The sequence below is a fragment of the Ectopseudomonas oleovorans genome (genome assembly GCF_029845265.1).
Taxonomy (GTDB): Bacteria; Pseudomonadota; Gammaproteobacteria; order Pseudomonadales; family Pseudomonadaceae; genus Aquipseudomonas; species Aquipseudomonas oleovorans.
The window spans coordinates 44,578-57,730 of record NZ_JAOCLK010000011.1 but is presented as its reverse complement, the minus strand read 5'-3'; the positions used below and the strand labels follow the sequence as shown (position 1 = coordinate 57,730).

Below are 13,153 nucleotides of genomic sequence, written 5' to 3'. Positions count from 1 at the left end.
TGCGATGAGGTCAGTGTGATGGCAGCACGTCTAGGCATGTCCCGCTTCCTCGATCCGGCCATCGCGGACTTGAATGCAACGAGCCATGCGATCGGCAATCCCGGTATCGTGCGTCACCACAACCAGGGTCGTGCCGCGTTCGCGGTTCAAAGACAGCAGCAGCCCGATGATGTCCTGCGCCGTCTGGCTGTCGAGGTTGCCGGTGGGTTCGTCAGCCAGCAGCAGCGAGGGTTCGCCGACAAGGGCGCGGGCTATCGCGACACGCTGGCGCTGGCCGCCCGACATATCGGCGGGTCGATGGTGGCTGCGGTTGCTCAGGCCGACGCGCTCCAGTTGCGTCAGGGCAGCCTGGCGGGCTTGCGGCTGGGGGATGCCGCGATAGAGCAGCGGGAGTGCCACATTGTCGAGCGCATCGAGCCGTGGCAGCAGGTTGAAACTCTGGAATACGAAGCCAATGATCCGATTACGCGCGATGGCGCGTGATTCGGCATCGGCGTTGGTCATGTCTTCGCCCGCGAGCAGAACACGCCCCGAAGTCGGTTCATCCAGCAGCCCGATGAGGTTGAGCAGCGTGCTTTTCCCTGAGCCAGACGCACCAACGATGGCGCAACTTTGGCCTGTGGGGACAGAAAACGACACATCATACAAAACCGCCTGACTGGACGCGCCCGTAGCATAAGCATGCGTAATATTTTCCAGGCGAATCAAATCGGTGTCGTGAACTCTCTGCATCCTCTCTCCAGATGATTTTGCCGTCCCCTTGCCTGTGCTGTCGCAGCAGACGATGATGTTTCTGGGCTTATGATTTCTGGTTATTTGTTAGTCGTTTTGTTAGTTGTTCCAGCAAGGATTCAAGTTCATCTTTATGTTGTGATGACTCTGTGCTTTTAGCCTCCTGTATCCAGCCCTGCAACTGCATGTCATAGCCTTTGGGAAGTTGGGACTCTTCAATGGCGGGTAGAGATTTATAGTGGTCAAGAACTTCCTGGTGGGTCTCTGCAGATATTTTGCCTGTACGGTTGTAGTCATCCATCATTTTGGCAACAACCTTTACGCGCCACTGATATTCCTGATCATCCGCTTCTGATAAAGCCGCACGGCGCTCGTTGACAGTGAAGGCGCCGCTGTCGTCGTAAGCGATTAGTGCAAGTTGGTCGCGTGACATACCTTTGAATGGATTGCTGCCTTGGCCGTTGGTAAAGGCAGTTGCCTGTTTTGCTTGTGCAAGTCGTTGTGAGTCGTCGGAGTTCGGGACTTCTGCATCATGAATAGCTTTGTTGCGTGTATAGCTTTCACCATAAAGCTCATGAGCGGTCGATTGGGCAATAGCTGCAAGTCCGTCACGATTGGTGATGGCGTCTCGTGTTTCGGCTCGAACGGCGGCATCATTAAGCAGGCGTGATAGCGATGAAACCTGCATTGTTGCACTGTTGGGAGTGTTGATTATCTCAGAGGTCTGAGAGTATGTTGTTTCCCCAGTTTTATTAACAAAACTGCGTTCGCTTACTTGAGTTTGTTGAGGCGTGGTTGTGCCAAGTTGATTAATGCTATTCATATAGCGTCCCGTAGGAATTGTAATCTGCATTGCGCTTTCAGAAAGAGGGGCGACCAGTTACATATGCCGGGTCGCCCGTTGTCAGTTACTTCATCGTGAATTCAACCGTCCACGAGTAGTTTGACAAATTCTGCGATTTGATGGTGGCGGTGCAGACTGCCCCACCGCTAGCGGTTGCAGTTTTGTTCCATTTCGGAATTTTAGTTGGGCCGCCAGGTAGCAGAGCGCCGCCCGAGATTTGATTTACGAAGGTTGTACCGAAGACGCAGGTCTTACTGCCTATGGTATAGCGCACGGTTGCTGCGTTGGCATCGGGGCTGATGATATTTTGCACAACGTATGTGTCAGCACCTTGAGGCTGCACTGTCGTTTTTGGCTTAGGGCTTGCATTGGTGTTGGTACTCACCTCATTATTGGTGACGACCTTGTAGGTGGCCTCTTGAGTGCTGAGGTTTTTGAATGTTACGGTCACTGGCGGGCCAGCAAATGCAGCGCCAGCGGCACACATCGTCGCAGCGGCAAGAGCAGCCGACAGCATGGTTTGTTTGATCTTCATATACGATCTCCTTCAGTGGTATTGAACAATGTATCCGTGCAGGGTTTGTGTTCGCCCGTCCGGTATTGCAGCACTTCGTTGTGCGATTCCATGCGGCAATTCTGCTTTATCTTGCCTGCGTTGAAACGTCTTCTCGTGGATTCTTATTCAATGCAGGCTGATAAAATTTTTGTATAAGTTCCCTACGGGTTAACGGCTACAAATGAGAATTCTTTAGGGTTGGATTGCGTTATTTTTGTGCTGCTCGGGCTTCTGCTGAATTGCAGTGTCCTTGTCAGTGAAAGAACGTCCATGGCGGGACAAACCAGGCAACATTGCCACTATGAAGGTTGCTTCGCCTGGCACCATGACCTGAGGCAGCACCTACAAGCTCTTCTTGGCTGGAGCAGGGACGCGGAGTGGTAGATGCAGGCTGGGGCGGTGCTTCTTGTTCGGCATCAGTCACCGCATGGTTGCTGCTGCCCAGGGGCATGCAGGCAATGATCGGGTAAGATGAAGAGACGATATGACCAAAAAACAAGCACTTGAAGCGGTGTCGTGAGAAAGCGCTTGCCAAGACAGCAAGGGTAGTACATAATCCAGTCCGTCAAGCAGAGCGGTGTACCAAAAACCTCTGTTGAATCAATAGGATAGGGATCGACGGGGAAACCCGTTTCCCGCTCCAAATAAATGAAAACGCCGCTCAATCGAGCGGCGTTTTCGCTTCTGTCGTTTGTACAGGCACAAAACAACAGGCCCGCCGGTTTACCGTGCGGGCCTTTTGTTTATTGGCAGATCAGTGCTTGGAGCCGTCGGTGGGCAAGGCCAGCAGTTGCTTTTCCTGGTTCCAGTCGAAGGGTTCGTCGTTCTCCTCGGCTTCGAAACGGCGCTCGTCGAGGGCCTGGTACAGGGCGATTTCCTCGTCGGGCATGAAGTGCAGGCAGTCGCCACCGAAGAACCACAGCAGATCACGGGGTACCAGGTGGGCGATCTGTGGGTAGCGGTGGAACACCTGGCTGATCAGATCCTGGCCCAGGTATTGGCTGGAAACCGGGTCGCGCGGCAATTCGGCGAGCAGTTCGTCGTAGCGCTCGAGGAACAGGGCGTGGCTGTCGTCGAGCACCTGTTCGGCTTCGCCCAGGGCGACGAGGATGCCGCGCAGGTGATTGAGCAGGGCGAGGTGGTGTTCGATATGGCTGGCCATGGTGCAGGTTCCTGAAGGGTAAAACGGGCGCAGGAGTATAGAGTTCCTGGCGCCCGCTGTCCTGCATGGCTGGCTTTCCTGGGAGGAGCTTTCGGCTCGGGCATCCTGCTTCGCTCTACCTCCTGCATCCCTGCAGTCGTAGTCGCGACGCATGAAGCTCGCGGCTAAAGCCCCTCCCACAGGCGGCTCGAGTCAGCGTACCTTGCCGCTCTCCAGCGTGAGCTCTTCCTTGGCGAAGTCGTCGACGTCAATCACTCGACGCCGAGCCGCCTCGGCCGCTTGCAGGCGCTGGCCCTGTTCGCCGTCGAGGATGCCGGCAGCGATCGCCGCTTCGATGGTGTCCTGGCCCGGCGCTGGTTGCAGGCTGCCGTCCTTGAGCGCCTGATGCAGGCGCTTGCGAGCGTCCTGGCTGGCCTGCACCAGGTTCAGCGCATGCTGCAGGGCGCCCACCGAATCCTGATCGGCCTGCGGGCGGTAGCAACCTTCCAGCACCGACTCCAGAGCAGGATCGCCGGCTTGGCGGCCGATGATTGCCGCCACTTCGGCGTCCAGTGCGTCGCTCGGGCCCTGGTGGCGGCGGCCCAGAGGGAACACCAGTACTTTGAGCAGGCAGCCGAACAGGCGGTTGGGGAAGTTGCTCAGCAGGTCATCCAGCGCTTGTTCGGCGTGGTAGAGGTTTTCCTCCATGGCCCAGCGCAGCAGCGGACGAATCGCTTCCGGGTAGTCCAGGTCGTGGTAGCGCTTGAGTGCGGCCGAACCCAGGTAGAGGTGGCTGAGCACATCGCCGAGGCGGGCGGACAGGCGCTCGCGGCGTTTCAGGTCGCCGCCGAGCAGCATCATGCTGCTGTCGGCGCACAGGGCGAAGGCTGCTGCCAGACGATTGAGGGCGCGGTAGTAGGGCTGGCTGAGATCGTCGCCGGGTACCTGGCCCAGGCGGTTCAGGGTCAGCCCCAAGAGGAAGCTGCTGGCGGCGTTGCCGACGGCGAAACCGATATGGCTCATCAGCAGTGTGTCGAACTCGGACAGTGCCTGATCCTTGTCCTCGCGGTCGGCCAGGGCCATTTCCTTGAGCACGTAGGGATGGCAGCGGATGGCGCCCTGGCCGAAAATCATCAGGTTGCGCGAGAGGATGTTGGCGCCCTCGACGGTGATGAAAATCGGTGCTCCCTGCCAGGAGCGGGCCAGGTAGTTGTTCGGGCCCATGATGATGCCCTTGCCGCCGTGCACGTCCATGGCGTGGCCGATGCACTCGCGACCGCGTTCGGTGAGATGGTACTTGAGGATCGCCGACAGCACCGAGGGTTTCTCGCCCAGGTCGACGGCGTTGGCAGTGAGGATGCGCGCGCTGTCCATCAGCCAGGCGTTGCCGCCGATGCGCGCCAGGGCCTCCTGGATGCCCTCGAAAGCGGCCAACGGCACGTTGAACTGCTCACGCAACTGGGCGTACTGGCCGGTGGCGAGACTGGTGAACTTGGCCGCGCCGGTGCCGACTGCGGGCAGGGAGATGGAGCGGCCGACCGACAGGCAGTTCATCAGCATCATCCAGCCCTTGCCCAGGTACTCCTGGCCGCCGATCAAGTAGTCGAGTGGAATGAACACGTCCTTGCCCGAGTTCGGCCCGTTCATGAAGGCAGCGCCCAGTGGCAGGTGGCGGCGGCCGATTTCCACGCCGGGGGTGTCGGTGGGGATCAGCGCCAGGCTGATGCCGAGGTCTTCCTTGTCGCCGAGCAGGTGATCCGGGTCGTAGGCCTTGAAGGCCAGGCCGAGCAGGGTGGCCACCGGGCCGAGGGTGATGTAGCGCTTTTCCCAGTTCAGGCGCAGGCCGATCACTTCCTTGCCGTTGTACTGCCCTTTGCAGATGATCCCGGTGTCCGGTATGGCGCCGGCGTCGGAGCCGGCCAGCGGGCCGGTGAGGGCGAAGCAGGGAATGTCATCGCCGCGCGCCAGGCGCGGCAGGTAGTGCTGGCGCTGCTCATCGGTGCCGTAATGCAGTAGCAGTTCGGCCGGGCCGAGGGAGTTGGGCACCATCACGGTGGAGGCCAGGTCGCCGCTGCGGGTCGCCAGCTTCATCGCCACCTGCGAGTGGGCGTAGGCAGAGAAGCCCTTGCCGCCGTACTCCTTGGGAATGATCAGGGCGAAGAAGCCATGCTGCTTGATGTGCTCCCAGGCTTTCTCCGGCAGATCCATCTGCTGGCCGACCTGCCAGTCGCTGATCATCGCGCAGAGTTCTTCGGTGGGGCCGTCGATGAACGCCTGTTCCTCTTCGCTCAGCTTGGCTTTGGGGTAGGCCAGCAGCTTGTCCCAGTCGGGTTTGCCGCTGAACAGCTCGCCATCCCACCACACCGTGCCGGCTTCGATAGCGTCGCGCTCGGTCGCCGACATCGGCGGCAGTACGCGCTGGAACCAGGCGAACAGCGGGCTGGTGAACAGTTGCCGGCGCAGATCGCCGAGCAGGATGAACGAGGCGACGGCGCCGGTGACAATCCACAGCAGCAGTTGCAACCAGCCCGGTACCGGGCTGAACAGCGCCATGGCCACCAGATAGGCTGCGGTGATGCCGAGGGCGGGTAGGGCGGCGGTACGGCTATGGGCCAGGTAGGCGACCCCGAGCAGCAGAACCAACAACCAGATGGCGAGCATGTGCATTCCTCCATGATTCGAGCGGGCGACGCCCCGAGCATAGCCATAAAAAATGGCCGGGAGCCATTTTTAACGTCGCGTAGCGCCGACCCGCAGGGTGGCAGCCAGGGATGGCGGGCCATAAATGGCGGCAGGGGCGGTGAGCTTGGCCGGATCGTCGTCAAGGTGGCGCAATTGACGGGATTAGACTGAAGCAAACTTCAGGAGCCCTCGCCATGCAGAACTGTCTACGTCCCGTCCGCTTCATTGACAGTGACCATCGCGCGGTAGTCGAGTTCGCCGAACGTTGGCGTGGTGCGTCACGAGAACCGACCAGTCAGGCCGTGGCCCTGTATCTGGCGGTGCGTGACGAGGTTCGCTACAACCCCTATGCCTTCAGCCTCGATGCGCAGACATTGAAGGCCAGTCATGCATTGGCGGCCGGTGAGTCCTACTGCGTGCCCAAGGCTAATCTGCTCGCTGCCTGTGCCCGGCATTGTGGGATTCCCGCGCGTATCGGTTTGGCCGATGTGCGCAATCACCTGTCCACGCCGCGCCTGCTGGAACTGCTGCGCAGCGAGGTGTTCGCCATGCATGGCTACACCGAACTGTATCTGGACGGGCGCTGGGTCAAGGCCACGCCGGCGTTCAACGAGGCGCTATGCCGGGTGTTCAAGGTGGCGCCGCTGGAGTTCGACGGCGTGCATGACAGCGTCTTCCACCCCTACAACGACCAGGGTGAGCGCTACATGGAGTACCTGGTCGACCACGGTCAGTTCGAGGATCTGCCGGAGCAACTATTCTTTGATCACCTGCGCGGCTGCTACCCGCATCTGTTCGAGTCCGGGGCGCTGCAGCTCGGTGGTGATATGCAGCGCGAGGCCAGTGTTATCGACTGAGTCGATAATCAAGATCGCCAGGATGGCCTTTTCTCTGCGCGCCAGGGTCGGTAGGGTGCATGCCAGTGAGGAGCGGATGAAACACCAGGTTGCAATCGCCGGTGTCCGCCCTCATCTATAACCACCTCACTCTCGCGCGGGAAATCCCATCTTCATGAGCTCCGCCCTGACCATTCGCCAGTTGACCAAGACCTACGGAAACGGCTTCCAGGCCCTGCACGGCATCGATCTGGACGTCGCCGAAGGGGATTTCTTCGCCTTGCTCGGCCCCAACGGTGCCGGCAAATCCACCACCATCGGTGTGCTCTCCACGCTGGTGAACAAGAGTGGCGGCACGGTCAGCGTGTTCGGCCATGACCTCGACCGCGAGCCTTATGCGCTCAAGCGCTGCCTGGGCGTGGTGCCGCAGGAGTTCAACTTCAACCAGTTCGAGAAGGTGTTCGACATCGTCGTCACCCAGGCCGGCTACTACGGTATTCCGCGCTCGATCGCCAAGGAGCGCGCCGAGCAGTACCTGACCCAGCTCGGCCTGTGGGACAAGCGCGACGTGGCTTCACGCGAGCTGTCCGGTGGCATGAAGCGCCGCCTGATGATCGCCCGCGCTCTGGTGCACCAGCCTCGCCTGCTGATCCTCGATGAACCGACTGCCGGGGTGGATATCGAGCTGCGCCGTTCGATGTGGAGCTTCCTCACCGAGCTGAACAAGCAGGGCACCACCATCATTCTGACCACCCACTACCTGGAGGAGGCCGAGCAGCTCTGTCGCAACATCGGCATCATCGACCACGGCCGTATCGTCGAGCTGAGCAGCATGAAGGATCTGTTGAAGAAGCTGCATGTCGAGACCTTCCTGCTCGACCTCAAGGATTCCTATAGCGAGGCGCCTAACCTGAGCGGTTATCCGGTGCGCCTGGTCGACCACCACACCCTGGAGGTGCAGGTGGAGAAGAGCCAGGGCCTCAATGCACTGTTCCAGCAGCTGGCGCAGCAGCAGGTCGAGGTACTCAGCCTGCGTAACAAGAGCAATCGCCTGGAGGAGCTGTTCGTCTCTCTGGTGGAAAAGAACCTGGCCAAGGTGGCGCAATGACTTCTCAGTACCTTAACAGCGAGTTCGCCGCCAATCTGGTGGCCCTGCGCACCATCGTTCACCGTGAGGTGCGCCGTTTCCTGCGTATCTGGCCGCAGACGCTGCTGCCGCCGGCAATCACCATGGTGTTGTACTTCGTCATCTTCGGTAACCTGATCGGCCGGCAGATCGGCGACATGGGTGGCTTCAGCTACATGGAGTACATCGTGCCGGGGCTGATCATGATGTCGGTGATCACCAACAGCTACGGCAACGTGGTGTCGAGCTTCTTCGGCAGCAAGTTCCAGCGCAACGTCGAGGAGTTGCTGGTGTCGCCGGTGTCACCGCATACCATCCTCATCGGTTTCGTCGTCGGTGGCGTGCTGCGCGGGCTGGCGGTGGGCTTCATCGTCACCCTGCTGTCGTTGTTCTTCACCCACCTGCAGGTGCATCACCTGGGTGTTACTGTGCTGGTGGTGCTGCTGACGGCGACCATCTTCTCCCTTGGTGGCTTCGTCAACGCGGTGTATGCGCGCAACTTCGACGACATTTCGATCATCCCGACCTTCGTGCTGACGCCGCTGACCTACCTGGGCGGGGTGTTCTACTCCATCACCCTGTTGCCGCCGTTCTGGCAGACGGTGTCGCTGGGCAACCCGATCCTGCACATGGTCAACGCCTTCCGTTACGGCATTCTCGGGGTGTCCGACATCCGTATCGGCGTGGCAGTCGGCTTCATGCTGCTGGCCACCGCTGTGCTCTATACCCTGTGCATCCGTCTGCTGGTCAGCGGTCGTGGCATGCGTCAGTGACGTTTGCCGCTCATGTAGGATTTATCCGCGATTCTCGCGGCGCCACCGCGCCTAAACGTTAATGTGTAGCACGCATGCAATCCGGGGGATGGCTGCTGTGCTCCCCGGATTTCATCCGGGCTGCGCTTGAGTGCTCGCGGCTAAAGCCGCTCCTACAGAATGTGGCGACGACCGAAAAAACATAGCGAAATAACTTGCGTCCCTGTCAGTAATGCAGCAGCCGGTTAGACTCCGCCTCTACCAAGAAAAAGGGGCTGATCATGACCGTGCTGTTGCGTGCTCTTCCATGGCTGTGTCTGGGCTTGTTCACGACACCTGCGCTGGCTGCCGAAGGGCCAATGGTCGAGATCGTGCCGGTACGGCAAATGGAGGTGCGTGACGAGCTGATCACCTTCGGTTCGCTACGCTCCGACGAGTCGGTGATGATTCGCCCGGAAGTGGAAGGGCGCCTGGCCACCCTGCATTTTCGCGAGGGCCAGGCGGTGACCGCTGGCGACCTGCTGATCAGCCTCGATGATGCGATTGCCCGCGCCGAATTCGCCCAGGCGCGGGCCAATCTTGATCTGGCCGAGAAAAACCACCAGCGTGCGCAGATGCTGTTTCAGCGTGGTGCGAGCAACGCCCAGGCGCTGGACGAGGCGCAGAGCCAGCTGCAGGCCGCGCGTGCCAGTCAGTCCCTGGCCCAGGCGCGGCTCGACAAGACCCAGATCAAGGCGCCTCATGACGGCACGCTCGGCCTGCGCCAGGCCAGCGTCGGTGACTACCTCAGTGCCGGGCAGAACATCGTCAACCTGGAGGTGCTTGACCCGCTCAAGGTCGACTTCCGTATTCCGCAGAAGGCCGTGGCCCAGGTGCGCCTCGGCCAGACCGTGGAAATCACCCTCGATACCTACCCGGGCGAACGCTTTCGTGGCGAGATCTACGCCATCAACCCGCGCCTCGACGAGGCCGGGCGCAGCCAGGCGATCCGCGCGCATATCGGCAACGATGACCGCCGCCTGCGTCCCGGACAGTTCGTCCGCGTTTCGGTGATTCTCGAAGAGCGGCCCAATGCGCTGGTTATCCCGGAAGAGGCGGTGATGCCGCAGGGCGACAAGTTGCTGGTCAACCTGGTGGTCGATGGCCAGGTCGAGCGCCGTGAGGTGACGCTGGGCAAGCGATTCGACGGCCTGGTCGAGGTGCGTGAAGGCCTGCAGGGCGACGAAACCATCATCAGTGCCGGTTGGCAGCGTGTGCGCGAAGGGCTGGCCGTACGCACCAAGAGCGGGGAGCGCCAGCCGTGACACTTTCCGACGTCTGCATTCGCCGGCCGGTATTCGCCACTGTTCTGTCGCTGATCGTGGTGCTGCTGGGGCTGATGGCTTACGAGTGCCTCAATGTGCGTGAATACCCCAATATCGACGTGCCCATCGTCACCGTGCAGGTCACCTATCCAGGGGCCAGCCCGGAGATCATGGAGTCGCAGGTGGCGCAGCCGGTGGAGGACGTACTCTCCGGCATCGAGGGGCTGGACTTCGTCACCTCCATCAGTCGCGCGGAAAACACCCAGATCACCGCACAGTTCCGCCTCGGCCGCAGCGCCGACGAGGCGGCCAACGACGTGCGTGACCGCCTGGGGCGGGTGCGCAACCTGCTGCCGGATGAGGTGGACGAACCCATCGTGCAGAAGGTCGAGGCCGATGCCCAGCCGGTGGTGTGGATCGCCTTTCACAGCCAGCAGCACAGCGCCATGGAGATCACCGACCTGCTGGAACGGGTGATCAAGGATCGCCTGCAGACCATTCCCGGCGTCTCCGAAGTGCAGGTGCGTGGCGCCCGAACCTTCTCCATGCGTATCTGGCTCGATCCGGAGAAGCTCGCCGCACACAACCTCACCGTGCAGGACGTGGAAGATGCCCTGCGCCGGCAGAACGTGGAAATCCCGGCCGGGCGCATCGAGTCGCGCGAGCGCGAGTTCAGCGTGCTGTCGGAAACCGATATGCGCACGCCGGAGCAGTTCAACGAGCTGATTCTCGATGATTCGCAAGGCTATCTGCTGCGCCTGTCCGATGTTGGCCGCGCCGAAGTGGGGCCGCGCGACGAGCGCACCGTGGTGCGCTTCAACGGTCTGCCGGCTGTAACCCTGGGCCTGGTCAAACAGGCCACGGCCAACCCGCTGGATATCTCCGACGGGCTCGAGGCGGCCTGGGATGACGTTCAGGCCTTGTTGCCCGACGGCATGAACATGACCGTGGCCAACGACAACTCGCAGTTCATCCGCGAATCCATCGACAACGTCTTCACCACCATCTGGGAAGCCGTGGCGCTGGTCATTCTGATCATCTTCATCTTCCTGCGCTCGTTGCGCGCGACGCTGATCCCGTTGGTGACCATTCCGGTGTCGCTTATCGGCGCCTTCGCCCTGATGTCGCTGATGGGCTTCACCATCAACACCCTGACCCTGCTGGCCATGGTGCTGGCCATCGGTCTGGTGGTGGACGACGCCATCGTCATGCTGGAAAACATCCATCGCCATATCGAGGCCGGGATGAAACCCATGCAGGCGGCCTTCAAGGGCAGCCGCGAGATCGCCTTCGCGGTGATCGCCATGACCCTGACCCTGGCTGCCGTGTTCGCCCCCATCGGCTTCATGCAGGGGACTACCGGCAAGCTGTTCACCGAGTTCGCCTGGACTCTGGCTGGCTCGGTACTGGTCTCCGGCTTCGTTGCCCTGACGCTGACGCCGATGATGTGCGCGGTGATGCTCAAACCTCACTCGCACGAGCAGCGCCATGGTCGCGTGTACAACCTGATCGAAGGTTTCCTCAACGGCCTGACCTACAGCTACAAGCACAGCCTGGATCGCGCCCTGCGCGCCTGGCCGCTGGTGCTCGCTGTACTGCTGGGGGCTTTCGTGCTGTGTGCCTGGCTGTTCGGCGGCCTGCGCTCCGAGCTGGCGCCAACCGAGGACACCGGCACCATCGTCGGCGTGTTCAATGGCCCGGACGGTGCCACCATCGATTACACGGCGCGCTACGCCCGTGAGGTCGAGGCCGCTTACGCGAGCATTCCCGAGACCAATCGCTATCTGGTCATTGCGGGTTTTCCGACCGTGGCCCAGGGCATTTCCTTCATGAAGCTGGAGGACTGGGGCGATCGTTCGCGTAACCAGTTCGAGATTCGCAACGAGTTGCTGCCGCAGTTGCAGGATATCGCCGGTATGCGCGTCACTCCGGTCAACCGCCCGCCGCTGGGGCAGAGTGCGCGTAACCAGCCGATCAACTTCGTCGTGCGCTCGTCCATGGAGTACACCGAACTGCAGGGTTACGTCGATCAACTGATGGAGCGCATGCGCGACTATCCGGGGGTCGAGGGCCTGGACAGCGACCTCAAGCTCAACTCGCCGCAGTTGCAGATTACCGTCAACCGTGAGCAGGCCGCTGCCGTTGGCACCGATGTGTCGGTGATCGGCCGCAGCCTGGAAAGTCTGTTCGGCAGTCGTCAGGTGACCCGCTTCAAGCAGAATGGCGAGCAGTATGACGTGCTGGTGCAGTTGCAGGACGTCGACCGCAGCAACCCGCAGGATCTGGATCGCGTCTACGTGCGTGACCGCGACGGTGGCATGGTGCAGCTGTCTAACCTGATCGAGGTGCGTGAGACCGTGGCGCCGCGCGAGCTCAATCATTTCAACCAGCTGCGTGCTGTGACTATCAGCGCCAACGTCGGTACGGGTTACACCCTGGGCGAGGCGCTCAATCACCTGGAAAGTGTGGCGCGCGAGGTGTTCCCGCCGGAGACGCAGTACGACTACACCGGCACGTCGCGTGATTTCAAGGAATCCAGTTCGGGCATCCTGCTGATCTTCGCCCTGGCCCTGGCCTTCATTTTCCTGGTGCTGGCGGCGCAGTTCGAGAGTTTCAGTGACCCGCTGATCATTCTGTTCAGTGTGCCCTTGTCGATGGCCGGGGCCTTGCTGGCGTTGAAGCTGTTCGGCGGCACCTGGAATATCTACTCGCAAATCGGCCTGGTGACCCTGATTGGCCTGATCACCAAGCACGGCATCCTTATCGTCGAGTTCGCCAACCACCTGCTGCGCGAGGGCAAGGCCCTGCGCGAGGCGGTGATCGAGGCCTCGGTGCAGCGCCTGCGGCCGATCCTGATGACCACCGGCGCCATGGTGCTGGGTTCGCTGCCGCTGGCCATCGCCAGCGGAGCCGGCGCGGAAAGCCGCCAGCAGATCGGCCTGGTGATCGTCGGCGGGTTGCTGGTCGGCACCTTCTTCACCCTCTACGTGATTCCGACGCTGTACCTGCTGCTGAGGCGCTGGGCGCCACTGCTCAAGATAGAGGAGGAGCCGGTGGCGGTCTGAATCCTGTAGGAGGCGCTTTAGCGGCGAGCTTTTGCAGCCTCTCACAGTTCACTGGGCTACTATTTTTGTTGGAACGAGCTCTGCTCGCGAAGCTGCTGGCTGTAAGGCGATTCGC

10 protein-coding genes are annotated in these 13,153 nt (G+C 61.0%); 5 read left to right on the top strand and 5 right to left on the bottom strand.

Going from position 1 to position 13,153, the window contains the following annotated elements; translation table 11 throughout:
• Positions 1-30: 30 nt before the first annotated feature.
• The 5 genes from N5J71_RS08045 to N5J71_RS08025 all read right to left on the bottom strand — a co-directional run bounded on the left by N5J71_RS08045 (position 31) and on the right by N5J71_RS08025 (position 5,934).
• A complete protein-coding gene (locus N5J71_RS08045; protein WP_094267740.1) occupies positions 31-732 on the bottom strand; it encodes an ABC transporter ATP-binding protein in 702 nt (233 codons plus the stop codon).
• A gap of 67 nt (positions 733-799) precedes the next feature.
• On the bottom strand, positions 800-1,555 hold the full coding sequence (locus N5J71_RS08040; RefSeq protein ID WP_094267741.1) for a hypothetical protein: 756 nt from the start codon (positions 1,553-1,555) through the stop codon (positions 800-802).
• 85 nt (positions 1,556-1,640) lie between these two features.
• On the bottom strand, positions 1,641-2,111 hold the full coding sequence (locus tag N5J71_RS08035; protein ID WP_094267742.1) for a hypothetical protein: 471 nt from the start codon (positions 2,109-2,111) through the stop codon (positions 1,641-1,643).
• A gap of 775 nt (positions 2,112-2,886) precedes the next feature.
• Positions 2,887-3,294, bottom strand: a complete 408-nt coding sequence (locus N5J71_RS08030) for a PA2817 family protein (protein ID WP_084341756.1) — start codon at positions 3,292-3,294, stop codon at positions 2,887-2,889.
• A 192-nt stretch (positions 3,295-3,486) separates the two neighbouring features.
• Positions 3,487-5,934 carry an acyl-CoA dehydrogenase gene (locus tag N5J71_RS08025; RefSeq protein ID WP_074860874.1) on the bottom strand — a complete coding sequence of 816 codons (2,448 nt, stop codon included), beginning with the start codon at positions 5,932-5,934 and terminating at the stop codon, positions 3,487-3,489.
• A gap of 215 nt (positions 5,935-6,149) precedes the next feature.
• On the opposite strand from N5J71_RS08025, the gene N5J71_RS08020 reads away from it, so the two are divergent.
• The 5 genes from N5J71_RS08020 to N5J71_RS08000 all read left to right on the top strand — a co-directional run bounded on the left by N5J71_RS08020 (position 6,150) and on the right by N5J71_RS08000 (position 13,038).
• The gene (locus N5J71_RS08020) at positions 6,150-6,812 is read left to right on the top strand and encodes a transglutaminase-like domain-containing protein (protein ID WP_090337546.1); all 663 of its coding nucleotides are present in this window, start codon (positions 6,150-6,152) and stop codon (positions 6,810-6,812) included.
• A 154-nt stretch (positions 6,813-6,966) separates the two neighbouring features.
• On the top strand, positions 6,967-7,899 hold the full coding sequence (locus tag N5J71_RS08015; RefSeq protein ID WP_090337548.1) for an ABC transporter ATP-binding protein: 933 nt from the start codon (positions 6,967-6,969) through the stop codon (positions 7,897-7,899).
• On the top strand, positions 7,896-8,690 hold the full coding sequence (locus tag N5J71_RS08010; protein WP_074860880.1) for an ABC transporter permease: 795 nt from the start codon (positions 7,896-7,898) through the stop codon (positions 8,688-8,690). The genes N5J71_RS08015 and N5J71_RS08010 overlap by 4 nt, the downstream gene beginning before the upstream one ends.
• 260 nt (positions 8,691-8,950) lie before the next feature.
• Complete coding sequence (locus tag N5J71_RS08005) at positions 8,951-9,973, top strand: efflux RND transporter periplasmic adaptor subunit (protein WP_003460922.1); 1,023 nt, start codon at positions 8,951-8,953, stop codon at positions 9,971-9,973.
• On the top strand, positions 9,970-13,038 hold the full coding sequence (locus N5J71_RS08000; RefSeq protein WP_108234974.1) for an efflux RND transporter permease subunit: 3,069 nt from the start codon (positions 9,970-9,972) through the stop codon (positions 13,036-13,038). The genes N5J71_RS08005 and N5J71_RS08000 overlap by 4 nt, the downstream gene beginning before the upstream one ends.
• The last annotated feature ends 115 nt before the right edge of the window (positions 13,039-13,153 follow it).

Coding starts and splice junctions, on each gene's coding strand:
- N5J71_RS08045 (WP_094267740.1), bottom strand. CDS start 732: ATGCAGAGAGTTCACGACACCGATTTGATTCGCCTGGAAAATATTACG.
- N5J71_RS08040 (WP_094267741.1), bottom strand. CDS start 1,555: ATGAATAGCATTAATCAACTTGGCACAACCACGCCTCAACAAACTCAA.
- N5J71_RS08035 (WP_094267742.1), bottom strand. CDS start 2,111: ATGAAGATCAAACAAACCATGCTGTCGGCTGCTCTTGCCGCTGCGACG.
- N5J71_RS08030 (WP_084341756.1), bottom strand. CDS start 3,294: ATGGCCAGCCATATCGAACACCACCTCGCCCTGCTCAATCACCTGCGC.
- N5J71_RS08025 (WP_074860874.1), bottom strand. CDS start 5,934: ATGCTCGCCATCTGGTTGTTGGTTCTGCTGCTCGGGGTCGCCTACCTG.
- N5J71_RS08020 (WP_090337546.1), top strand. CDS start 6,150: ATGCAGAACTGTCTACGTCCCGTCCGCTTCATTGACAGTGACCATCGC.
- N5J71_RS08015 (WP_090337548.1), top strand. CDS start 6,967: ATGAGCTCCGCCCTGACCATTCGCCAGTTGACCAAGACCTACGGAAAC.
- N5J71_RS08010 (WP_074860880.1), top strand. CDS start 7,896: ATGACTTCTCAGTACCTTAACAGCGAGTTCGCCGCCAATCTGGTGGCC.
- N5J71_RS08005 (WP_003460922.1), top strand. CDS start 8,951: ATGACCGTGCTGTTGCGTGCTCTTCCATGGCTGTGTCTGGGCTTGTTC.